This window comes from Engelhardtia mirabilis (assembly GCF_007748095.1).
Taxonomy (GTDB): domain Bacteria; phylum Planctomycetota; class UBA1135; order UBA1135.
This window is the reverse complement of sequence record NZ_CP036287.1, coordinates 4,299,886-4,323,794: the sequence shown is the minus strand read 5'-3', so window position 1 is coordinate 4,323,794 and position 23,909 is coordinate 4,299,886. Positions and strand designations below refer to the sequence as shown.

The window sequence follows — 23,909 nt, the reverse complement described above, 5'->3', positions numbered from 1 at the left end:
GTCAAGTCCCTCGTGTTCGGGTCCGAGGTTGTTTTTGATCTGCCATTCACGGCAGGGGATACGCGCCGGGCGATACGTGACATCGTGACGCTCGGGCCAGGCGAGGCTTGGTGGGGCTACCCAAACCATCACGGAATGACAATTCCCGTGGTAACGATAATCATTGAGTCGCCGACGAACGATCTAGAACTCACGGGAGAACGTCCCGCCTTTCGCGTACTAGCCGATGGAAGTGTCGATCATAAGAAGGCCTCCGTCGGCCCGCCTGTTGCGAGTGCTGGAACGGAGGCAATCTGGGCAAGTTGGCGTGACGTGCGAGAAGACGAACTCGTCGCGTTTCGCTACAAGTGGGGTCCGAGAAAGTGACTGCTGGTCGGCTAACAAGCCGATGCAGCGGACGGCCTTCGGCCGCCGCTGATCGGCAAGGCGTTAGCCCGCATCGGTCACGAGAGGTCTCGTCCGGTCGGAGTTGTGGGCCTGGTCTGCTCGACCGGGTCGATTGGGCAAGGCCCCAGCCATCGAGTAGCCGCCGATCTTCGGCGCCGGGCTCCGCCTCAGCAGTCCGTCGCGTCTTCCAGCCCCAGGGTGTCAGCTCGGCGATTCGGTCCACCGGGAGGGTCGAGATCTGCTCGAGCACGTCCTTGATGTAGGTGTCCGGAGGGACCTCGGCGAGCTTGCAGCTCATGGCGAGCGAGTAGAGCCGTGCTGCGACCTCTGGGAGCCTGCCTCCGCCGCCCCACGGAGATCCCACGTCGATGGCTCAGGAAGCGGCCTTCGTGACCCGGCCACTCCGAAGCGGAGTTCTTGGGCGCAAAGTGGGAGGACCCGTCGATCTCGACGATCCCCGCGCGCGATCCTAGCGACCTCCGGAGTGGGGGGGCTCGCGCGTAGGCGCGCCCTCGCGTCCGAGGACCGCCTCCAGTTCGCGGCGGAGGTTGCTCGTCGCGAGCTCGTCGCTCCCCGTCGCCGGGCCTTGGGCGGGGCCCGAGATCTCCTTGGCCGGTCGCAGGCCAAGGTCGCTGTCGGTGAAGGCGGCCGAATGAGTGGTCAGCGACGACGCGCGCGCGACGCTGGCTCCGTGTTTCCAGCTGCCGCCACGGGTGATGCGGGTCGGGCCGGCGGGGGGGACCAAGAGATCGGTGGTCTCCTCATAGGCGTGGATGCGGTGGCTCCAGCCATCCAAGATCCATTCCCTGACGTTTCCGTGAACCCCTTTCAGGCCGAACGGATTGGTCGCGTACTCGCCCACGGGCGCATGGTACTGGTGCGTATCTTCGAGGCCGGGACCCCCCAGGTTGGCCGTCCCACGCAGAGTCTCGGCGTCCGCCCCCGTCCACCACGGGCTGTCTCGGCCGCCCCGTGCCCCGAACTCCCACTGAGCCTCCGTGGGGAACGAGAGGCCCAGCCGGAACAGCGCGTCGTCACAGTCGAGCCAGCTAACCGACTCGACCGGGTGCGTCGGTGAGAACCAGGTGTAGAAGCTGGGATTCTTCCCCATGGTTCGCTCCCACTGAGCCTGCGTCATCTCGTACTTCGAGAGGAAGAAGGCGGAGAGCCGCACCGGGTGCGGGGGGCCTTCGTCCTCCGTGCGCGCGTCGCTGTCGAAGTTCGGGCCCGTCGGGTCGTTGCTCTGTGCGCCCATCACGAACCTCCCGCCAGGAAGCAGCACGAGGACGAGCCCGGTCGCCGCGTCCACGACGAGCTCGCCGTCTGCGCCACGCAAGGGCGGTTCTCCCGTCTGGAGGTGCGCGAATTCCCACAGGCCCGATTCCGGATCCGCGCGCAGGGGCAGGAGTCCAACCTGCGGTTCGAGTTCGACGCCCGGGTAGGTCGCGCGAATCGACGGGAGTGCCGCGTCCCAGGCGGCTCGAGCTTCTCCGCCCTCGGCGAAGGTCGCCTCGAGCTCACGTGCGAACTCCAGTCGATGCGGTACGCTCCAGCCGTGTGTGACGGAGAGGGCTTGCGCGCCGAGCAGGCCGGTCTCCTCGTCCGTCAGCTCTTCGAGGGCGACGACCAGGTCGCTCAGCACCTTGAGTCGGGAACGCTCCAGATCCGAGTCGAAGGTCCAAGTGCGCCGATTCCCCAGCTCCTCTTCGAGGCTGTCGAGCTCCTCCAGGCGAGCCAGGGCCTCCCGCGGCCGGTCGGTCAGCCAGTCCGCGTTGCGCTGCGGGCTGCCGAGTTCCTTGATCCAGATCGAGAGTTCAGCCCGCTTCTCCCGCAGCTCGGCCGCGCGCGGATGCGTGGCACGGTCCGCTGCCTGTTCCGCCTCGGTCCAGCCCTTCGCGCGACTGCGTAGCTGATCGCGTTCCTGTCGGTAGTTCGCGAGTCGGGACGCCAGCGCTCGCGCTCGCTCCAACCACGCGTCCAGGGCCGGAATCAGATCCGGGTGCGGGGGCCACAGGCGATCGGCTTCCCGCTCGAGCAGCACCAGCTCGTGTGCGTCCGCCTGGGGCCGGAGCGCCTCCGCGACGCGCGCGCTGGCCTCCGCCTCGAGTTTGCCCGAGGCGATGCCATAGGCGGCCGTCAGAGCCGCCCCAGCCAAGACCGTGGCGGCCACGACGGCCGTGCGGTTGCGGAGCACGAACTTGCGCAGGCGATAGAGCGTGCCGGGTCGTGCGGCGAGCACGGGCTCGTGGGCGAGGTGGCGGCGAACGTCGCCCGCGAACTCGTCGGCGGACGCGTAGCGCCGCGCGGGGTCCTTCTCGAGTGCCTTGAGGCAGATCCAGTCGAGGTCCCCGGTGAGCTCGCGGAGCAGCGCGCGCTCGTCGGTTCCGTGGAGCCGCGCGACCGCCGACGCCGTTTCCGTCTGGCGACGTAGGCGCGTGCTCGGCGTGGGTGGATCCACCTCACGGATCGTGCGTTGCACCTCGGAGAGCCGCCGTGCCGTCGAGGCGTGATCGAACGGCAGGAGGCCGCTGGCGAGCTGATAGAGCACCACCCCCAGGGAGTAGATGTCCGAGCGCGTGTCCACGTCGAGGCCCATCGGATCGGCCTGCTCGGGGCTCATGTAGTCGAGTGTGCCGACGACCTGGCCCACGGTGGTGAAGAGCGTGCGTGCGGACAGGCGGCCGGTCGTCGCGCGTGCGACGCCGAAGTCGATGATCTTCGGGACGGCGGGGCCATTCTGTTGCGTGACCAGCAGGTTCGACGGCTTGAGGTCGCGGTGGATGATGCCCTTCTGGTGCGCGTGCTGGACGCCGTCGCAAATCGCGAGGAAGAGCTCCAGGCGCTCTCGCATCGAAAGCCTCTGGCGGTCGCAGTGCTCGTTGATCGGCTGTCCCTCCACCAGCTCCATGACGAAGTAGGGCAGGCCCTCGGTGGTGGCGCCGGCATCGAGAACCATGGCGATGTTGGGGTGCGTCATGCGCGCCAGGGCCTGGCGCTCCGATTCGAAGCGGGCGATGACCTGGGCGCTGTCCATTCCGGGCTTGATGACCTTCAGGGCCACGCGGCGCACGACGGGGTCGCTCTGCTCGGCGGCGTAGACCTCGCCCATCCCGCCTTCCCCGAGCTTCTCGACCAGCCGGTAGGGACCGACCTCGGTCCCGATGCGCGACGCCAGGGCCACCTGCGCGCGGCCGAGGAGGTCCTCGGACTCGAGGCCCGCCAGCAGCCACTCGAGCTCCCTCCGTAGCGCGTCGTTGCCGGGGCACTCCCGGTCGATGAACGCCGCGCGTTCCGAGGGGGCGAGGTCGGCCAGCCGTTCGAAGAGCGTCTCCAGCCGCTGGCGTTCAGCGGGGGAAAGGCGCGGCGTCACTCCTCCTCCCGGTCCGCGAGCCAACGGTTGAGCCAGGCCTTCGCGAAGCGCCAGTCACTCTCGACCGTGCGCGACGAGACGGAGAGGACTTCACCGATCTCCTTCGCGGTCAGCCCACCGAAGAACATGAGCGTCACGACCTCGGCCTTTCGCTGGTGCACCTGTTCGAGAGCTTGCAGCGCCTCTTCGACCGCGAGCGCAGCGCCATTCGGACCGTCCCCGGACAGCTCTGCCATCGTCTCCATGTCCAATCGGCGTAGATGTCCGCCCCGCTTCGGGCTGCCCTTCTTCTGCAGGTGGTCGGCCAGGATGCCGCGCATGGCACGCGTGGCGGCGCAGAAGGAGTGCGCCCGACCTTGCCAACCGGGGTTGGTCCTGCCCACCAGGCGGACGTAGGCCTCGTGCACCAGCGCCGTCGCCTGGAGGGTCTGCCCTGGCGAGAGCCGGGCCATGCGCGCCGCGGCCAGCTTGCGGAGCTCCCCGTAGACCAAGGGAAGGAGCTGGCTCGACGCTTCCGGCACGCCCTCCTCGACGGCGTTGAGGATCCGGGCTACCGGTTGGTCGTCGCCTGGGAAACGAGAACCGACCATCTGCGGGGATTCTCGCGGACGCGCTTCGGTTCCGGGAGGGCATTCTTCTTCGGGGATTGGGTCCCGGGGGGCGCCGCGCGCGATGCGGCAAGGCTCCCGCATCTCGTTCCGGCCACGCCCTGGCCGGGCCGGACCCCACGAGCAGGCATGGGTGACGACATCTCTCGTCTCCTAGGCGTCGTCCCGACCTTGTCCCTCGGCCCTGTCCGGTAGGGCCTGCGCGCGGTGGACGTCTCGTGTGGTGCTCAACGAAACTCCTGCCAGCTCGCCCCAGCCGTCGCATGGCTTGGTCTCTGCTCCTGCCCGGCCTCCGCGAACTTCCCCAGTCCCCGCCAATCGACTCGAGTGCGGGGGGCGCCCCCAACCCGAAGGCCTTGACCGGCCCGCCATCCTCGCGGCTCATTCACTCGGCCCGTCGAACGCCAATCTCGGTACCACCACAACCGGCGCACTCGACGAAAGCAGTCAGGTGCAAGCGGTCCCGACGGCACCCATCCGGTCGACCGCGCTCATCGTGAAGATGCGGCGGACCAGGCCGACGCGCTCCGGGGAGCTCAGGATGCGGCGGCTGGGATCCCGCTTCGAAGCCAGCAGGTGCTCCCCGCGACCGAGTGTGCGGACGACCTCGCCGGACTCGTCGAGGACCAGCCTGCTCCCGTCGGCCTGGCATCGCAGGACGAAGAGGACCACCCCGCCGTCCTCGCGCGGGCCCTCGTAGCGGAGGGCGTGGTCGGCGGGGGAGAACCGCCGTTCCAGTAGCCGCTCTCGACGCGGGAGAGCATCCCCCGGATCGTCACCTTGGCGAGGTCCTTGGAATCCTCGCGCCCCTGACACTGCTCGACGGGCCGCCGCAGGTCGCGGGCCGCACCTCCTGAGAAGTTGCCGCCGACGTACAGCACCTGAACGCCGTCGATGCGGAAGCTGCGCCGGCAGTACCCCGCCTCGTCGTTGTAGAGCCCGCGCGAAGCGGTTGACGTCGTAGCCGACGACGTACGACGACAGCCAGCGTTCCTGCTGGGCCAGCCCTACCATCTCCTGGAAGGCCGGACGCCGGACGGCGTTCCTCGGGTCGGGGATGCACTGCTTCTGACGGTCGGTCGAGCGGCGGAGGTAGCGGGCAGCCACCTGGGGCCCGGACCGGCCGCCCTGCGCCTGGGGGCGTCGTCTTGGCCTGGCAGGGGCTGCCGGATACCCCCATGGAGACTCAGGTCGTTCGCTGCAGCCAGGGCGATCAGGGCCTTCCCGGGGGGAAGGAAACACTAGAAGTTCGAACTGGCAAGCCGGCCATGGCGCTGTGCGACCCCCCAGGGGCCCATTCCGGGGGCCGGAGAGCCGCCCCGGGGTCCGGGCCGGGCTTCACTTGACGTTCGGAGCCGCGATGGGGAGTCCTGCTCCCCGTAGCGACCAGCGGGGTGAAGCGGCGGGCCGCGGCGAACCTGACAAGCGACCGAGAGATCCAGAAGCAGGCCCGTGAGCCCCGGAGCAGAGTGGACCCGAAGTTCGGCCCTTGTTAGGGTTCCGGGGCCTGCCCAGCTTGGGCGCGGGCCGAGAATGGCTCGATAGACCCGCGGGTAAATCAACTAGATTTAGTGAACTGTGAAACCCCCGCCCGAACCCCTGGCCCTCGAGAAGGTCGCTCGACGGCTCGAGGAACTGCTCGAGACGCCGGCAAAGGCCACCCGGCCCGCAGGCCCTGCGGTCGGACGCCAGCCCGATGCGGTGATCCGGGTCGGCGATCATGCCTACCTCGTCGAGTGGAAGGTCTCCGGCGACGTGGCAGGCGTGTCGGCGGGGATTCGACAACTCGCCGCCTTTCGAGATGGGAGCGGAATCGAGCACGTGGCGCTCCTCGCCGTGCCCTTCATGGGCGACGCGGGACGGCGGATCTGTAGCGAAAGCGGGGTGAGCTGGCTGGACCTCTCCGGGAACGCGCACATCGACGCGCCGGGAGTTCACGTCCGCGTCGAAGGCAAAGAGAACCGGTTCAAGCGGCGGGGGCGTCCCTCGAACCCGTTCGCGCCGAAGAGCTCGCGCGTCGCGCGGTGGCTCCTGCTGCATCAGGGCGAGTTCCACGTCCAGAAGGAGATCGCCGCGGCTATCGACGTGGGGGCGGGGTTTGTGAGCCGTGTCGTGCGGCGCCTCGAGGAACTCGAGCTGATCGAGCGGAACGAGCGGGGAGGCGTCCGGGTGCGTGATCCGGAGCTTCTGCTCGAGGCTTGGGCCGAACGCTACGCGTTCGAGCGGCATCACCTGCTCCGCGGTCACGTTGCCGCGCGGTCCGGGGACGAGCTCTTGGCTCGTGTGTCGAACGCGCTGTCGGGCGCCGGCATCGAGCACGCGGCCACCGGCCTGGCTGGCGCCTGGTTGCTCACGCACTTCGCCGCATTCCGCACCGTGACCTGCTTCGTGGCGGACCTTCCGTCGAGTGACGTCCTCGACAGCCTCGGCTTCCACGAGGAGGAGCGCGGCGCGAACCTCTGGCTGGCACTCCCCGTCGACGAGGGCGTCTTCGCCGGCGTCGAGAAGATGGACGGCCTCCCCTGCGCCAGTCCCATCCAGGTCTGGCTCGACCTCTTGGGTCAGCCGGAACGAGCCGGCGAGGCTGCGCGTCACATCGAGGAGACGTTGCTCTCCTGGAGTAGCCGTGCCTGACAAGCCGACGACCGCGGTGGGCTACGGCCCGGAGTTCCTCGAACGTGCCCGCCGGACGTGCCTCCACGTGGCGACCGTGATCGGCGACATGACGGATGAGATTGTCCTTGTCGGCGGTCTGGTTCCGTCCCTGATCGTTGCTCAAGAGCCCCTTCCGAGCGGGGCGGAGCGGCATGTCGGCACGCTGGACGTGGACATAGGTCTCGCGCTGGGTCTCCTCAATGAGGGTCGTTACCAGGAACTGAGCGAACGCCTGCGTCGGGCCGGATTCGGCCCCGACGCGAACGAGGCCGGCCGGAGAACTCGGCAGCGCTGGGTGTGGAGAGGCTCACGCGGCGTCTCGGTGGACTTCCTGATTCCGCCGAGCACGCCGGTGGACCGCGGAGGAACGATCCGCGACCTCGAGGAGGACTTCGCGGCATTGATCGCCCCCGGGCTGCCGCTCGCGTTTCGCGACCGAACGAAGGTGACCTTGGACGGGGAGACGCTCCTTGGCGAACGGGCCGTGCGCGAGGTGTGGGTCTGTGGACCGGCGGCCTACCTGGGTTCTGAAGGCGCTTGCGTTCCGGTCGCGAGGCGAGAACAAGGACGCATACGATCTCTACTACGTGCTCCGCAACCACGGCGACGGTCCACGTACGGTCGCCGAGGTGTTCCGTCCGTTGCTCGATGATCCCGCAGCGCGCGATGCGCTCGGGATCCTCGAGGGCGACTTCACGACGCCGGACTCGGTCGGTGCGATGCGCGTCGCAGCATTCCTGGCTCGCCAGGGGGACGCGACGTTCCTGGCTGATGTCGCCGGCTTCGTGCGCGAGTTGGTCAGGCAATGCGACGGCGAACGATGAGCTTGCAGCTTGCGGAGCCCTCGACTGACCGCATGGCCGGACTCGAGGATGAGAACGCACGGCTCCGCGCGGAGAACGAGCGCCTTCGGGGGATGCTCGGCCTGCCGCCGGGCGTCCTGCCGGAAGCCGACGTCGAGGCAGGTCGTCTCTTCCCCGAGGACGATCCGCTGCCGCAGGTGGACGCTCGTTCCACGGCCCGAGACAGGATCGCGCTGTTCCGAGTGCTCTTCCGGGGTCGCGAGGACGTGTATGCCCGCTACTGGTGCGACGAGCGCAGCGGGAAGAAGGGGTACTCGCCGGCGGCGCGCGGCCGCTCGGGGTGCGGCGCCAAGGACTACCTTCCGCTGACCGAGGAAGTTCTCTTTCGGCACCTCGCGGGTGAGGAGACCGTCGGGCTCTACCCGCTCCTCCGCGATGACACGTGCCGCCTGCTCGCTTGCGACTTCGACGGGCCGACGTGGGCACCGGACGCGCTCGGATTCCTGGAAGCGGCCGATCGATGGCGGGTCCCCGCCTATCTGGAGCGGTCGCGCTCCGGGCAGGGGGGGCACGTCTGGATCTTCTTCACACGCCCGGTGTCGGCGGTCCAGGCCCGGAGGCTGGGTACCGGGCTCTTGCGCGAGACCATGGTCGCCAGGGGTGAGATGGAGCTCACGAGCTACGACCGCCTGTTCCCGAACCAGGATTTCATGCCCAAGGGCGGCTTCGGCAACCTGATCGCGTTGCCGTTGCAGAAGGGAACTCGTGCGCTCGGGAACACGGAGTTTCTCGATCGCGAACTACGGCCGTGGCCCGATCCATGGCGGGGCCTCAGCCTGGTGCGGCGCCTCACGCCGGGTGCTCTCGAGGCGCTCCTGGGCGAACTGCCGCCGATGGACGTGGGAGCCGAAGGATCGAACTTTCCGTCGCGGTGGGGGCGTTCTGCTCCCGAGCCGCCCCCGCCGAAGTCGATCCGTTGTGTGCAGGGCCCGAGGCTCTCGCTGGAGCGCTCGGGCCTGCCGCCGTCGCTCCTGGCTCGGATCAAGCATCTCGCCTCATTGCACAATCCCGAGTTCCACAAGCGACAGAAGCTGCGCCTGTCGGTCTACGGTACGCCACGCTTCGTGCGCTGCTACGGAGAAGACCTGACGCATCTTGACCTTCCACGGGGAGTCCTGAGCCAGCTCGAGTCCACAGTTCGAGAGGTCGGATCACGGCTGGACGTCGAAGACTCGCGAACGCTCCCCGGCCGCATTGCGTTGCGCCTCGAGGAGGCCCTGTCGCCGATCCAGCAAGCGGCGGCGCGCGAACTCCTACGCCACGACGAGGGCGTTCTCGTCGCGCCTCCGGGAAGCGGCAAGACGCGCGTGGCATGTGCGGTGATTGCGGCCAGGAGCGTCCCGACGCTCGTGCTGGTCCACCGCAAACACCTGCTCGATCAGTGGAAACTCGAGCTCCAGCGCTCCCTGGGCCTGTCTTCCAGGGAGATCGGACAGCTGGGAGGCGGGCGCAAGCGCCGCAGTCGGGTGATCGACCTGGCCATGATCCAGAGTCTCCAGCCCGACGCGGCGAGTGAGGTGTTCGCCGACTACGGACAGGTCGTCGTCGACGAGTGCCATCACGTCCCGGCCGTCTCGTTCGACGCGGTCATTCGGGAGGCCGCGGCCCGGTTCGTCCTGGGCTTGACCGCGACACCCTACCGGCGCGACGGGCTCGGAGAGCTGATCACGATGCGCTGCGGCCCCGTCCGCTACCGTTCCGAAGGGAACCCGGATGCCGATGCGATGGAGCGCTGGCTCGTCGTTCGCGCGACGGGCTTCGAACCGGATCTGGGGGTCGACGCTCCCATCCAGCAGGTCTACCGGGAACTCGTGCAGGACGAGGGCCGGAACCGTCTGATCTGCGAAGACGTCCGGGAAGCCGTGGAGGACGGGAAGAACTGCCTGGTCCTGACGGAATGGCGAGACCACCTGGAACGCCTGGCCGAGACCCTGCAGTCGGCCGGAACTTCTCCGGTCGTGCTGCACGGGGGCGTGAAGAAGAAGGAGCGTCTCACCCGTGTCGCCGGTCTGAACGATGCGGGCCGAGAGAATCCCGTGCTCGTTGTCGCCACCGGGGCCTTGGTGGGGGAGGGCTTCGACCTGCCGCGCCTCGACACGCTGGTGCTGGCGTTCCCGATCTCCTTCCGCGGGAAGGTCATCCAGTACGCTGGGCGCATCCTCCGTTCGCACACAATGAAGCACGCCGTGACCGTCTACGACTACCGAGATGGGCTGGTTCCCGTCCTCGCTCGGATGCAGGCCCGGCGGCAGAGGACGCTCCAGGGCATCGGATTCACGAACAACACAGGCCAGGGCGGACTGTCCCATGGAGATGCAGCGCATTAGTCTGGGACCTGACGAGCGTCGCAGCCTGAAGGTCGAGGCCGTGGGTGGACGAGTGTACGCAGATCGTGTGAGCACTTCGCTCGCCATCCTCTTGGTTGCACTGCGCGAGGGCCGCGGGGACTACTTCCCCGTTCTCGACGAGATGGACTTTCTGGAGGGCATCGGGAAATCGTCGATGACCAAGGAGCCCAAGCCGTTTCGGCATCCACTTCTTCAGCGGTTCTGGCACAAGCACTACTCGTCCGCCCGGCACATTCCGCGCAACATCTGCCTACGCTGGGGCCTGAATCGCGGCGGGAACCAGGCCTTGGACCAAGCACTTGCGGCCATCGCCAAAGAACATGGCGAGGATCCGGTCATGTGGACTCGTGTATTGGCCCATCGGCTCACGGTGGGGGGGTACGAGGACCGGGCGTGGCGCAGGCGTCTGACCGGCGAGTGGATTCTCTACGCGGTGCACAAGGAGAGGAACCACTACCTGACGCTCGGCACGCACGAGGAGGGGAGGGACCCCGAGGCGTTGCTCGCCAGACTGCGCCAGCAGTGCGCGGCCGAGTGGCCCTTTCTGTTCGAGGAGTGCGCGGGTTAGCCCATGGGGCGCCGCAGGAGAAAGATGACCGCAATCAGCTTGGCCGGCGCCCTCGAGGCGCTGGAAGCCGAGGATCTTCGCGAGCTGCTGCGGGAGGCGCTTCCCGATCTCGACGAGCGTGCGCGCGGCATGATGGTCGATCGGCTCGTGGCCTGCGCTGCGAGAAAGGGGAGTGGGTGGGAACCCGAGGGCCCCGACGATGACGCGGTGGCCGAGGTCCTTTCCTTCGCGAAGACGGCCGAGCGGAGCCACTACGCCGATCCGCGCGCCGTCGACCGGTTCCTGCGCCGCGGGACCGGCGCCTTCCTCCGCAAGGACTACGAGGGCGCGCGACGGATCTTCCACGCCTTGCTGCCACCGATCGCCGTCGCGGACATCGATCTCGGTCAAGACGAGATGGCGGACGAAGTGCTCACCGTCGACATCGGGCAGTGCGCCGCGCGGTACCTCGTGGCGACCTACATGACCGTCGATCCCGGAGAGCGCGCGGAGGCCGTCCACGCTGCGCTCCGTGCGGCTGGAAACCTGGGGCTCTTTTGGGAGCCGCTCTCAGAGATGGAGAGCGTCGCCGTCGAGCCGTTGCCGGACCTCGGCGGATTCCTGGCTCGGTGGCGTGCCCTGATCGAGAAGGAAGCCGCCGGCGGCGCCAGCCGAGGTGGCTGGGACTCCGACGAGGATCGATGGATGCGTGAGGTCGTGCAGCGCCTCGAGGGGGTGGATGGGCTCGCGGCGCATGCGCGTGCTACGCGGCGCGGCCAGGACCTGCGCGTCTGGTGTCGTGCGCTGGTCGAAGTGACGGACTGGAAGGCCGCGCTCGCGGCGTTCGAGGAAGCTGCTGAGACCGTCCGCGATGACTCGCACCGTCGCGGCGAGTTCCTGGACGGAGCCGCGCTGGCCGCGCAGGAGCTCGGCCGCCGAGACCTGCCTGCTCGACTCGAGCAGGTGTGGCGCGAGGCACCGAGCCTGGTACGGCTCCGGCGCTGGCTCGGTGCGGCTCGGACCGCAGCCCGAATCAGGAGCAGCACGGTGGAGGCACTCGAGGCGTGTCCCAAGCGCGACGAGCGTCAGCGTGCCGTGCTCCACATGGTAGTCGGAGACCTGGAGTCCGCGGCGAAGCGGCTCTCCGCGGCGCCGGGGTTGGGTTGGTCGAGCCCGGAGCATCCGGGTCACCTGGTCTTTCCACTGTTCGCCGAGCTGTTGGGCGATGGGGATTCCGGAGCCGGGTCCGGCCGCCGACCGTCGCCGGTGCGCTGCATGGACCTGGACGAGCTGGGACCGATGAACGCCGATCCGGACGAGCCGCGACTCCGGGCGCCCGACGTGGCCGCGATCCTGGAGGCCGCTGGAGTCAGGCGGCCGATCTGTGCGGAGGCCAGGTCTGCGATGCTCGCGGCCATGCGGAAGGCGGCCGAGAAGCGTGTGGAGGGTGTGACCAAGGAGCAGCGGCGCCGGCACTACGGGCACGCGGCCCAGTTGGTCGCTGCGTGCGCCAACCTCGACGCGACTCCGGAAGGCGGCCGCTGGATCGCCCGACTGCGATCCCGCTACAGCCGCTACCCGGCGCTGCAAGGCGAGCTCGACGAGCACCTCGGGACGGCGAGGCATGGAAGGAGGGGCTGACGGTGCCGATCGCGCTCTGCTGTCGAGCACATGAGGCCCCCGCTACCACCAACCAACGCAAAGGACCGCCTCCAAGGGGGCGGCTCTTTGCGTTGGTCGGTGGTAGCGGGGGCAGGATCGGAGGACGCGCAACGACGCCAGCGGCGATCGGAGCCTGGGAAGTCACGCCGAACTGCTGATCCAGGACACTGGCTCGGTACCACTACAACCGGAGCACTCGACGAAAGCAGTCAGAGGCAAGCGGTCCGACGGCACCCATCCGATCGACCGCGCTCACACTCCCTCCCGGGGACGCTTGCTCGGCGCTCGCGAAACCTGCGCGGGTCGAAGGTGTGGAGTTCGACCCGCAGGCACTGAATCGCATCGTGGAGGAAACGCATGGCTACCCCTACTTCCTCCAGGAGTGGGGCAAGCATGTCTGGGACGTTGCGCTGAGTTCGCCGATTGCCCTGCACGATGTCGAGACTGCCTCGGCATCTGCGATTGCTTCGCTCGACGAGAGCTTCTTCCGCGTTCGCTTCGATCGCCTGACCCCGTCGGAGAAACGCTACCTTCGCGCGATGGCGGAGCCCCCCGGTGCCAGGGTCGTTGCCGCCCGCACGGAGAAGGGTGCGGAGAGTCCCGAGGAGACATGTTCGACTCCCCAGCTCGCCAAGCGCCTGGGGGGCGGCGGCCGTGCTCACTGAGCCGTCCTTGCGTCTCGGCGGCGCGCAGAGGGGGACAGCTCGGGGGGACCGGGGAGGGGTGCGTTCCGTCGGGGTGGTCGAGATCGGGCGCGTGGTGCGTCCTAACGCGTGAGTGGCGACGCCGCGAGGATCGCGCGAACCAGGTCGGCGGCCGCGGCAGCCACGGCGCCGTAGAACCCGCCGGTCGATTCGATTCGGGCCATCCCCGCGAGTCCCCACTCCAGATGCGCGGCCGCGATCTCGTCGGCGACGGCCTGGGCGTGGCCGTCGGTCGCGCTCCACAGGAGCAGCAGGCTGCCCAGGTGGTCGACCGCCGCACCGCGGGCGGCGGAGCGTTGGAACTCCATGCCGGCGACCTCGGCCAGCTTGCGCACGCGCACGGTGGCGTCGCCCTCGTAGCGACCCTGGGTCCACAGGGACTGGACCAGCGGTCCGGTCTCTGGGCGCAGGAACAGGTCGTGGTAGTCGGCGCCGCGGGCCTCGATCCAACTCGCCTGCTCGGTGGGGGGCGGGAGTTCGATGCCCCACTCGCCCAGCGCCGCCGCGAGGGGCGGCTCGCGCAGGCGCTCGAGTTGGGCGCTGTCCACCTCTCTCAGTAGGAGCTGTCCGAGGAGGTCCGCGACGGCCCGCAGGGGGGCTCGCTCGGGGTCCGCCGGCGCCTCGTGGCCCGGTGCAGCGTCGGCGCTCGGCGACCCTGTCACGAGAGCTTCCGGATCCGCACGACGGTGCTGTTGAAGGCCTGCTGGCCCGAGATGTAGTCCGGAGCGATCGGCAGCACGTGGTTCTGGGCCCAGCCGTTGCCGGTGTTGCGTTGCCACTTGGCGCGGTCGCCGCCGGAGTCGTCCTGCCACCACATGTTGCGCTCCCAGTCTTCGTCGCGCAGGCCGGCGCGGTCCATCCCCGCGGACTGACTGCCGACGGGACCCTGCCTGCTGGCCTGGGCCACGCGGGTGTATTGGTCGTGCCCGAGGGAGTTCGAGATCGCGATGGCAGCGGGGTGGACCCCCTTGGTCACCACGATCGGCAGCTCGAGCTTGCGCTCGATCGGGCCGTCGCCGAGCTCGAGCCCGGGCATGGCCCGGTGCAGGGTTGTCGAGCGATAGCCTGTGACTTCGATCCAGTCGCCGTTCTTCAACCCGAAGCGCTTGGCCGTCTCCGGGTGCAGCCAGGCCGGGTTCGAGTGCACGATCTCGGAGCACCACTTCAGGTTGGCGGTCCGACCGTGGTTGTGGACGCACCACTTGAAGGACGTCATCACGAGCTGGTCCTCGTCGAGGTCCCGGTGCTCTTCGGGCAGCTCGAACTTGGGCCAGGGCGAGAGCTCGTACTCGTGCCCGCGGTGGTGGGAGGCCCGATTCTTACCCTTCGAGTTGGCGAGCGAAGTCAGATCGCTGGTGTCCTCGTTGCGCGCGGTCTTGACCACGAACTCGGAGTAGACCTCGAACTTGCGGCTGGGGGTCTTGAAGCCGCGCACCGCCTCGCCGTCGATCCAGATGCCGATGCCCTTGCCGTCCTTGGTGATGACCCCGGTCGCTTCGTCCGTCACGGAGTCCGCCAGATCGGCCTCGGTCAAGGGCAAGAGGTGCGGCTCGAAGTAGGGCCGCTGTTCGGGATCCTCATAGGCCCCCTCGTGGCGCAGGAAGTCGAGGGGGTCCGCGTACTTCTCGGCGTCGAAGGGGATGTCCTTCGCCCACTCGCGCATGTACTCCTCCTGGCTGTGCTGGGCGAACCACTGCTCGGCCATGTCGCCACCCATGCGGCGCGCGAGCTCGGGCAGGATCTCGCGCAGGTCCTTGGCCTCGCCCAGGGGCTCGGCGATCGGCCAGCGGACGTTGACGTAGGGCCTCAGGTTGTAGGCCCCGCGCGCGTCGAGCTCCCAACGCTCGAGGTAGGTGGTCCAGGGCAGGACCATGTCCGCGAAGTGCGCCGTCTCGTTGTAGAAGGGGTTGATGCAGACGTGGAACCCGATCTTGTCCTCGTCCAAGAGGACGCTGCGCGTGACGTCCATCTCGGGCCAGGTCATGGGCGAGTCGAGGTTGTAGGTCATGTAGACCTGGATCCGCGCCCGCTCCTGCTTCAGGTACCAATACACGATCTCGCCCACGCGCATCGTGTTCCAGGTGTTGGCGAGCACGAACTCCGGCGGGTCGGCGAGGACGGACTTCGCGCTGGTCTTGGCCGGCTGCGGCGGCAGCTTGAAGCGCCCCGAATCCATGCCGCCGGTCCACATCCAACACCAGCCGCCGTGCTTGCCGACGCTGCCCACCAGGCCGTTCAGCAGGATGATGCTGCGGTCGTTGTAGTAGCCGTTGACGTGGGCGGAGGAGCCGCGATTGCACATCGTCGTGGCGCGCGGCGCAGCGGCGGCGAACTCGCGAGCGATGCGCGCGATGTCCGCGGCGGGCACGGTGCTGACGCCCTCGGCCCACTCAGGGGTCGTGTCCTTCAACACGTGCTCCCAGACGTCCTCGAGGCTGGCATTGGCCCAGGTCTTGAACCACTGCGCGTCCGCCAGGCCTTCCTTGACGATCACGTGGGCCAAGGCCAGGGCGATGGCGCCGTCTGTTCCCGGGCGCGGCATGAAGAACTCGTCGGAGTTGCCGGCGGTGTTCGACATGCGCACGTCGAAGGTGACCAGCTTGGCCCCGTTGTCGAAGCGGCCCTGCTGGATGCGCTGGGCCCCGGCGACGTGGCCCTGGTGAGCCTCGAACATGTTGGAGCCGAAGTTCAAGATGTACTTCGTGTGCTGGTAGTCGCCGAGGTCCCAGTCCGACTCGAACAGGTAGGTCAGGTTCGCCGCGCGGCGCGAGGCCGAGCACAGCCCGCGGTGGTTGAGCTGCGTCTTCGTGCCGAAGGCGTCCAAGAAGGCCGAGACCGGGTCCTTCGAGCGGCTGCGGCCCTGGTGGAAGGCGAACTGGGTCGGGTCGCTCTCGCGGCAGGCGTTCAGGCGCGTGGCGAGCTCGTCGTAGGCCTCGTCCCAGGTGATACGCCGCCACTTGCCCGCGCCGCGCTCGCCGACACGCTTCAGCGGGTAGAGCAGGCGCTCGGGGTGGTACTGGTGGTTGAGGCCGGCCTGACCCCGGGCGCACAGCTTGCCGCGCGAGTTGGGATCCTTGGGGTTGCCGTCGATCTTGATCACCCGCCCGTCCTTGACGTGGGCGATGGTGCCGCAGACCGTCGAGCAGAGCTGACACATCCCGGGCACTCGCTCGGTGTCCTTGTACTTGTCCGGATCCGGGAAGCGCGTCTTCTTGTTGGGGCCGGGCAGGGGGCAGACGCCGGGGGCGTGCAGGACACCTTCGGAGTAGGGCTTGCCCGCGCCCTCCTGCCAGACGCGCGCGCTCTCGGAGGCCGCCGCCGATCGCCCGCGCACGACGGTGGGACCCTGCGCGGATTCGGGAGTGGAGGCGCAGGCGGCCAGGCCACCTCCGCCCATCAGGGCGGCGCCCAGGCGCAGCAGCGAGCGGCGGTCGGGGTTCTGTGTGCTCATCGCGCGGCTCCCTCTTCACCCGCTTCCCCGTCGCCGGCCCCGCCGTCGAATCCGGGCTCGCCCCACGAATAGACGCTGTAGGCGTCGTTCTGATAGCTCTGACCCTCGCCGGGAATCTTGGGCTCCCAGGCCGCCAGCGGGTGATTCTCGTCCACTGCGAACTTCATGCGCGGTCGGGTCTCCTTCTCGGGGCGCAGGGTCTCGAGCGCGCCCTCCTTCTCGAGCTGAGCCGTTACCTTGGACACCGCCGATTCCGGGTCGTTCAGATCGCCGAAGAAGAGGGCTCCGCTGGGGCAGGTCTCGACGCAGGCCGGCTCCAGCCCCTCGTCGACGCGGTGGGTGCAGTTGTGGCACTTGACCGCCTGGTTGGCGACCGGGTCGATGTAGATCGCCCCGTAGGGGCAGACCTCCTTGCAAGCGCCATGCCCCGAGCAGGTGTCGTAGTTCACCTGGACACTGCCCCCCGAGCCCTTGTGCAGCGCGCCACAGGGGCAGGCCTTGATGCACGGCGCGTCCTCGCAGTGCTGGCAGGCCATCGGGACCATGATGCGCGCGACGGCACCGTTTGATCGTGTGTGGTCGTGGTAGACGGTCTGGCGGATGTAGTTGCCCAGCGGCACGTCGTTCTCCGCCTTGCAGGCCACCTCGCAGCCGTGGCAGCCGAAGCAGCGGCGGGTGTCCACGACCCAGCCGTACTGCTTGCCGTCCTCGGGGGCGGTCATGCGCTCGCGCCAGGCCTCCTCGGGGAGGAACAGGTCCTCGGGCGAGCTCGCGCGGCCCGACGTCGCGGCCGAGGCGCCCGCCACGCTGGCTACGGCTCCGAGCGTGCCGGAGAGGAACTGCCGCCGATCGACGGAACTCGCGCTGGGCGCCTGCTGTTCTGCGGCATCCTGCTGGTGGGCACCGCGTTGGTCAGCGCCGCGTTGTTGGGCACCGGTTTGCGCGCCACCGGTCTGGTCGGCATCGGGATCTTGCGCCATCGAATCGTGAGACCTCGACCCACGGTGGAGTGGGCAGGAACGAGCTGGCGGTGATCCGGATGGGTCGAGGTGGAGGTCGACGAGCGGAGGGCTCAGCGACTAAACGGACACGCCGCCACGAAGGCGTCGGCTTCAGGTGAAGCCCGCTCCAGGGAGCGCGGTCCGAAGTCGCCGGGAGGGCCGATCGAGCACGGGGGAAGCCTACGCAATCGCTGTGGCCATGCAACCCACCAGCACTTTGCCCTTCGGCCGAGCGGTGTACCGAAGGAGGTCGACCGAGAGACTTGGTCGACCTCGCCCATGTCGCACCCCCCCTGGGTCACCCGACCCAGGGCGGGACCCCAAGGGCTCGCAGGCTGCTTGGGCGCAGTCCCCGATCCGAATGGGGACTGCCCAGCCTCTGCGACCTGACTGGATCGGTCTCGATGCTGGCGTTGGTCGAGGCGCCCAGACCCGCCGGTACCAGTAGATCGGCATGGCGAAGGGGGACGCACTGGGCACGGATCCTGGTGACCGAACCGGGCTGACGCTTGCTGGGCCGAGGCCGACCCCGATGCGGCGGTCCCTCGGGATCGGTCGATGTGGAGGCCTGCAGATCCGGCGAGGTCGTCGGGGCGGTCCGATCCTCCGCGCTTCGCCCCCCTGGGCCTCCCCGCCGAGCCATGTCGAGCCCCATCTCGGCAGGCGCGCCAACTCGGACCGCTGGTGCAGGCCCCGTGGCTCCCACACACCTCGATCACCCCGTCGGCGCGAGGACCAAGATCCGCGCGGGCTGCGCGCCGCGGCGCGGCGCGGCGACGTAGAGGCGGTCGCGTTCGGGGACCCACAGGCAGGTGCGCGCACCGGGGGCGGTGGGGGTGCGGAGGCCAGGGGTGAGGCGGTCGCCGTCGCGCTGGAAGCAGTCGACGAAGCCGACGCCGCAGGCCGCGTAGACGCGCTCGCGACGCGCGTCGAGGAACAGGTCGTCCACGTCGCCGGAGAGCTCCAGGTCCTGCAGCGCTGCGCCGTCGGGCAGGCCGCGGACGAGCAGTCGCGCGGGCGAGCGGCAGCCGACGAGGCACAGGTCGGTCCCGCCCGAACCTGCCCTGGCGGGGGCGATCGCGAGGGGGAAGTTCGAGCCCGCCTGCTCGAGCTTCCAGCGTGCGATCACCGCGCTGCGCTCCAGGTCGACCACGACGACTTGGCGCGCGTGGGGCACGTTGACGAGCGCCCGTGTTCCGTCGGGCGTGAGCTGGAAGCCCTCGGGGTGGCCGCCGCCGAGGGGGGTCGACGCGAGCACCTCGAGCGTACCCGCGTCGAGCGCGCCGAGGGCGCTGCCGTTCGCCACCAGGACGCGCCTGCGGCGGTCGTCGAAGCGCAGGTTGTCGGAGTCGGGGCCGACGGGCACGCTCGCCGCTGTCTCGAACGTCTCGGCGTTGATCGCGACGCAGGTGCCGGCGCCGCCGCTCGCGACCACGATACGGTCGGTCGCCGTCAGGTAGAGAATGCCCCGTGGTTCGTCCAGCCCATCGATCCGGCGCAGCCACTGGCCCCGCGCCAGATCGATGACCTCGACACTGTCGTTTCCGAGCGCAGCGACGTAGAGCCGCTCGCGCTCCAAGTCTACGGCGAGGTGGTCGATGCGCCCTTCGACGCCGGGCAGCGCGATCTCGGCCACGACCGACAGCGGCACTTCAGAGACGGGCGCGGCCTCCTGCGCGGCGCACGACGGCGCGGCACCCAGGGTCAGGGCCAGGAGCACTTGCTTGATCACGAGCATTCCCTTGCGTACGGGGGTTGTGGCAGCGAGTGGGGGCCGTGCCCAGGCTTCTGGCACCGAAGTCCTGGGCACGGGTCGAGCCTTGTCCGCGGGGACTGCCGGGAGTCAGCTCCGGCAGCTCCACCAGCGCAGGCTGACCAGGAGCTCGCCGAGATCATCGGGGCGAGGTCGGTGTCGCTTCCGGCGCGGAGGCTCCTCCCAGGTCGGGAATCGCCAGGCGCAGTTGGCACGAGAGATCGCCCAAGGTGAACGGCTTGCGGAGGAAGCCCGACAGGCTCGAATCGGGGAAGGACTCCACCGACTCCTGCTCTTCGTAGCCGCTCATCAGGATCACGCGCAGATCCGGGCGCAACTCGCGCATCGTGACGAACGCATCCCGGCCGCCCATGACGGGCATGGTCAGATCTAGCAGCACGACGCGGATCGTCTCGGCATGGTCGCGGAGTTCCGCGATCCCACGCCGGCCGTCGCCCGCCTCCACGACATCCATGCCCACGTGCTCCAGCATCGTTCGAAGGACCGCGCGAACTTCCGGTTCGTCGTCTACGACCAAGGCAGTTCCCGATCCCCGCCACGGGGGCTGATCCTGAGCCGCAACCGATTCCACATCGAGGACGGCTATGGTTCCGACCTGGAGCAGGAGTCGGAGCGCCGAGCCACGGCCGAGTTCGGATCTAACGGTGAGGGTCCCACCATGCCCTCGAGCGATGCCCAGGACCACAGCCAGGCCGAGGCCGCGGCCGGCGAACTTGGTGGTGAAGAACGGGTCGAAGAGGTGCTCGCGAACCTCGGCGGTCATGCCCTGACCGGTGTCCGCTACTTCCAGGAAGACATAGCGACCCGCGCGGAGTCCGCAGACCGCCGCACCCTCGAGGAACTCGTCGTTGGCCTGCATCACGCCGGTCGAGACGACGATCTCGCCTTCCTCGCCACCCAGGGCCTCCGATGCGTTGAGGATCAGGTTTGCAATGACCTGGCCCATCTGCACCACGTCGACGTTGACGGAGGGGAGCTCGGGCGAGAGTTCGTATCGCAGCCGAGCCTTCTTGCCGATCATGGCTTCCAAGAGCGGAGTGGACTTGCGGACGAGCGAATTGAGGTTCGATGACTCGATCTGGAAGTGACCCCGCCCAGAGTAGGCGAGCATCTGGCTGCACAGCTCGGCCGCGCGGCGAGCACCATCCACGATCTGCCCCACAAACTTGGCTTGATTCGAGCTCGGAGGCAGCTCGATCGCGAGCAGATCCGCGAAGCCGAGGATGGCGGTCAGGATGTTGTTGAAATCGTGTGCGACACCACCGGCCAGGACGCCCAGGCTCTCGAGTCGCTGGGAGTCCTGGACCTCGCGTGCGAAACGCTCGTGCTCCTCGCGTTGCTGCTCACGATCGGTGACGTCATCGATCGCCAACAGGGTCAACGCCTCACGTTCGCCGTCACCGGGCACGGAGCGGGCGTTCAGTCGCAGGAAGCGCATTCTGCGACCAGGCACGTCGCATTGAACCGCCAGGCCCTCGATCGTCGCGCCTCGATCACGGAACGCGACGAGCGCGTCGAGGACTTCGCCGGTGGCCCAGTGTGCGCCGCCCGCCTCGCTGGGAAGGCTTCCAAGCAGGTCTTGCGTCGTTGACGGGAAGGCCTCGAAGTAGGCTCGGTTGCTCTGCTGAACCTTCAGGTCGGCGTCCAGAACCAGCAGCGGTTCGCGCATGGCCATCACCACGGCCTGCGCGTAGTCCCGCGCGCGCTCGAAGTCCTCGGACATCCTCTTGCGGGCGTCGATGTCGGTCAGGGCGACGACTGCCCCGTCCACCTTCTTCTCCTGCGTCCGATAGGGTCTGACGGTCAGGACGCTCCAGCGCCCCTCCCGGTCCTGGACCTCCCGCTCGATCGGAGCGGATGTCTCGATGACCGTGTGCAGGATAGCTGCGAGATCCACGGCCTGAACATCCAAGCGCGCATCCAGGATGCTTCGATTGACGTCGGTGGCGACGAGGCCGAAGGCCTTGGCAGCACTCTGGGTGAACCTGCGGATCCGCAGATCGGGCCCGACCATGACCATTGGGATCTGGACGCTGTTCAGCAGGTTGGCGAGGTCGTCGCCGAGCAGCGTCACCTCGTGGTTCCTGTGCTGGAGCTCCTCGTTGACCGTCAGCAACTCCTCATTCGTGGCCTGGAGCTCCTCCTTGGCCGTCTGCAGCTCTTCATTGGTGCTGACCAGCTCTTCGTTGCTGGAGAGGACCTCCTCGTTGGAGGAGCGCAGGTCCTCGTTGGCGGTCTCCAGGCGTTCGACGTTGGCGCGCAGGTAGTCGCGGGTCGTGTGGAGCTCACGTTGCAGCTCCGCAATGCGGCTTGCCTCGGCCGCCCCAGGCACGAGTTGGGGAGTGGAGGTCGCCGTCGGCGCGGGCGGCTGCGGACGCTCCTTGAACAGGATCAAGAAACACCGCTCCACGGACTCTGGAACACGCAGCGGGATCAACTCGATGTCGGCGAGGACCTCGCGGCCGTCGCCGCGGATGCGGAGGCCCGTCCGTTGAATCGCCTCGGTGCTGGCCTTGCCCTCCTCGACGATCGCGCGCAGGTCGGTCAGGAGCCCTTCGCGCGCCATTCGCAGCAGGTTGTTGCTGGGCGCTCCGGGGGCCGGCACCAAGAAGGAACCCGTATCGCCCCGGAACTGCAGGATCTCGAGGCCCTCGTCGATGACGACCCCTGGTGGCGCGTACTTCGCCAGGAGCGCGCGATCGGCTTCGCGTTGCGCGTCCACGCTGCTGGGCGTGCGCCTGGAGGGCAGCGCGGGATCGTGACCGCTACGGCGCGCCGAGTGCTCCACGCGAGCGAGATCGAATGGCAGTCGGAAGGGAACGGCCTTGCGCGAGAAGATGCTGCGTGCGCCGTCAACGGCCGTGAAACGATCCTTCATCGCCCCGACCGACTCCGCGGTCCCGAGCAACAGGAAGCCGCCCTCGCGCAGTGCGTAGTGGAAGATCGGGAGCACCCGCCGCTGCAGCGCCGGACCGAGGTAGATCAGGAGGTTGCGGCAACTGATCAAGTCGATCTTGGAGAACGGCGGATCCCGAGTCGCATCCTGGCGCGCGAAGACACACAGGTCTCGCACGGCCTTGGCGATGACGTAGCCCTCCGAGTCCTGCACGAAGAACTGTCGCAGCCGTTCCTGCGAGACCTCCGCGCGGATGCGCTCCGAGTACTGGCCGGCGCGCGCGTGGTTGATGGCCATCTCGGAAACGTCCGTCCCGAACAGCTTGATCGTCAGGTTGGAGGAGCGTTGAGCGAGGAACTCCAGGAGCACGATGGCGAGGGAGTAGACCTCCTCGCCGGTCGCGCAGCCGGGGACCCAGATGCGCAGCTCTTCGTCGGGGAGCCTGCCTTCCAACAACTTGGGGAAGACCTTCCGCTCGAGGGCCTCGAAGACCTCCGGGTCGCGAAAGAAGCTCGTGACGTGGATCAAGATCTCCTGGCAGAGCGTCTCCGCTTCATCGGGGTGCTCGTCGAAGAACTTCAAGTAGTCCTCGAGGCGATCCAGCTTCAGGATCACGATCCGCCGTTGGATGCGCCGCCTGATCGTCGACTGCTTGTAGTTGCGGAAGTCGATGCCTGTGCTGCGGCTCAGCCGTCCCACCAGCTCGTCGAGGGCCTTGCCCTGGGCTTCCTCGGCGTGGTCGCCGTCGAACTCATCGAGAGTGCGACTCTCGAGCCACTGCGAGGGGTCGCGGCTGATCTGCACGAGGTCGCGCGCGATGCCATCGGTGGAGAGGACAGCGTCCACGCAGCCAGCAGCCACGGCGCTGCAGGGCATGTCACTGTGCTCGGCCGAAGCGTCCTGGGCGAAGGTGATACCGCCGGCGGCCCGCACGGCTTCCAGGCCGCAGGTGCCGTCCGTGCCGGTTCCCGAGAGGACCACGCCGATGCTGCGGCTGCCGCATTCCTGGGCCAGCGAACGCAGGAAGAGGTCGATGGGGTGGTGGGGTTCAGGAGACTGATCCCGCGGCACGAGGCGCAGGCTGTCACCCTGCACGATCATGTAGGTGCTGGGAGGAAGGACGTACACGTGCCCAGCTTCCATCACCAGCGCATCCGTCGCCTGGACGACGGGCATCGACGCCGCGCGCCCGAGGAGGTCCGACAGACCACTCGCGCGAGTCGGGTCCAGGTGCATCATCACGACGAAGGCCATCTGGAGGTCGTCGGGAAGCGGCCGAAGGACCTCCGTGATCGCTACCAAGCCTCCGGCCGATGCGCCGATGCCGACGATCCAGAACGATTGACCCGCAATCGTTTCGCCCGTCTCTGAGGACTGGGCAGCTGCCTGACGCTCTCGCACGCGCTTGTTCATGAAGATGCCGGTGCGCGCGTAGCCGTCCGGAGGGACGGGGTGGAGCGTTGCTACTCGGGGGTGATCCAGGGTAGGCGGAGACCAAGTCACTTGTTTGTCCGGGCCGAGATCTCGATTCCGGGCTTTTCCAACCAGCTACCAGACCGAGCGGGGTCTTGGCTCGCAGGGGTCCCCCGTGTCCGCACGTCCGCGCGATCTCGAGCAGGTCGTGCAAGGCGCTGTGGTGCTTG

15 protein-coding genes are annotated in these 23,909 nt (G+C 68.4%); 6 read left to right on the top strand and 9 right to left on the bottom strand.

Annotated features, from left to right (window positions below; all coding sequences use genetic code 11):
• Window positions 1–190 precede the first annotated feature (190 nt).
• From Pla133_RS16005 to Pla133_RS15990, 4 genes are all read right to left on the bottom strand, one after another.
• Window positions 191–685: a transposase domain-containing protein gene (locus Pla133_RS16005; protein WP_145067012.1), complete on the bottom strand. Its 495-nt coding sequence runs from the start codon at window positions 683–685 to the stop codon at window positions 191–193.
• A 171-nt stretch (window positions 686–856) separates the two neighbouring features.
• On the bottom strand, window positions 857–3,757 hold the full coding sequence (locus tag Pla133_RS16000) for a bifunctional serine/threonine-protein kinase/formylglycine-generating enzyme family protein (RefSeq protein ID WP_145067010.1): 2,901 nt from the start codon (window positions 3,755–3,757) through the stop codon (window positions 857–859).
• Window positions 3,754–4,347: an ECF-type sigma factor gene (locus tag Pla133_RS15995; RefSeq protein ID WP_145067008.1), complete on the bottom strand. Its 594-nt coding sequence runs from the start codon at window positions 4,345–4,347 to the stop codon at window positions 3,754–3,756. The genes Pla133_RS16000 and Pla133_RS15995 overlap by 4 nt, the downstream gene beginning before the upstream one ends.
• 465 nt (window positions 4,348–4,812) lie before the next feature.
• The gene (locus Pla133_RS15990; RefSeq protein ID WP_145067006.1) at window positions 4,813–5,037 is read right to left on the bottom strand and encodes a hypothetical protein; all 225 of its coding nucleotides are present in this window, start codon (window positions 5,035–5,037) and stop codon (window positions 4,813–4,815) included.
• A 906-nt stretch (window positions 5,038–5,943) separates the two neighbouring features.
• Here Pla133_RS15990 and Pla133_RS15985 point away from each other — a divergent pair.
• From Pla133_RS15985 to Pla133_RS15960, 6 genes are all read left to right on the top strand, one after another.
• On the top strand, window positions 5,944–6,999 hold the full coding sequence (locus Pla133_RS15985) for a type IV toxin-antitoxin system AbiEi family antitoxin (protein ID WP_145067003.1): 1,056 nt from the start codon (window positions 5,944–5,946) through the stop codon (window positions 6,997–6,999).
• A gap of 608 nt (window positions 7,000–7,607) precedes the next feature.
• Window positions 7,608–7,844: a hypothetical protein gene (locus Pla133_RS15980; RefSeq protein ID WP_419191594.1), complete on the top strand. Its 237-nt coding sequence runs from the start codon at window positions 7,608–7,610 to the stop codon at window positions 7,842–7,844.
• Window positions 7,841–10,210, top strand: a complete 2,370-nt coding sequence (locus tag Pla133_RS15975) for a DEAD/DEAH box helicase (protein ID WP_419191593.1) — start codon at window positions 7,841–7,843, stop codon at window positions 10,208–10,210. The genes Pla133_RS15980 and Pla133_RS15975 overlap by 4 nt, the downstream gene beginning before the upstream one ends.
• The gene (locus tag Pla133_RS15970) at window positions 10,191–10,799 is read left to right on the top strand and encodes a hypothetical protein (protein ID WP_145066997.1); all 609 of its coding nucleotides are present in this window, start codon (window positions 10,191–10,193) and stop codon (window positions 10,797–10,799) included. Before Pla133_RS15975 ends, Pla133_RS15970 begins: the two co-directional genes overlap by 20 nt.
• Before the next feature lie 24 nt (window positions 10,800–10,823).
• Window positions 10,824–12,419, top strand: coding sequence for a hypothetical protein (locus Pla133_RS15965; protein ID WP_145066995.1), 1,596 nt, complete (start codon window positions 10,824–10,826; stop codon window positions 12,417–12,419).
• 332 nt (window positions 12,420–12,751) lie between these two features.
• Window positions 12,752–13,105, top strand: coding sequence for a hypothetical protein (locus Pla133_RS15960; protein ID WP_419191592.1), 354 nt, complete (start codon window positions 12,752–12,754; stop codon window positions 13,103–13,105).
• A 101-nt stretch (window positions 13,106–13,206) separates the two neighbouring features.
• On the opposite strand, the gene Pla133_RS15955 is transcribed toward Pla133_RS15960, so the two are convergent.
• The 5 genes from Pla133_RS15955 to Pla133_RS15935 all read right to left on the bottom strand — a co-directional run bounded on the left by Pla133_RS15955 (window position 13,207) and on the right by Pla133_RS15935 (window position 23,679).
• On the bottom strand, window positions 13,207–13,692 hold the full coding sequence (locus Pla133_RS15955; RefSeq protein ID WP_145066993.1) for a molecular chaperone TorD family protein: 486 nt from the start codon (window positions 13,690–13,692) through the stop codon (window positions 13,207–13,209).
• 110 nt (window positions 13,693–13,802) lie between these two features.
• Window positions 13,803–16,595: a molybdopterin-containing oxidoreductase family protein gene (locus tag Pla133_RS15950; protein ID WP_145066991.1), complete on the bottom strand. Its 2,793-nt coding sequence runs from the start codon at window positions 16,593–16,595 to the stop codon at window positions 13,803–13,805.
• Window positions 16,592–17,575 (bottom strand): 4Fe-4S dicluster domain-containing protein, encoded by a 984-nt coding sequence (locus tag Pla133_RS15945; RefSeq protein ID WP_145066989.1) that lies wholly within the window; start codon window positions 17,573–17,575, stop codon window positions 16,592–16,594. Before Pla133_RS15945 ends, Pla133_RS15950 begins: the two co-directional genes overlap by 4 nt.
• Window positions 17,576–18,311: 736 nt before the next feature.
• Window positions 18,312–19,334 (bottom strand): YncE family protein, encoded by a 1,023-nt coding sequence (locus Pla133_RS15940; protein ID WP_145066987.1) that lies wholly within the window; start codon window positions 19,332–19,334, stop codon window positions 18,312–18,314.
• A gap of 154 nt (window positions 19,335–19,488) precedes the next feature.
• Complete coding sequence (locus Pla133_RS15935) at window positions 19,489–23,679, bottom strand: chemotaxis protein CheB (RefSeq protein ID WP_145066985.1); 4,191 nt, start codon at window positions 23,677–23,679, stop codon at window positions 19,489–19,491.
• Window positions 23,680–23,909: the final 230 nt, after the last annotated feature.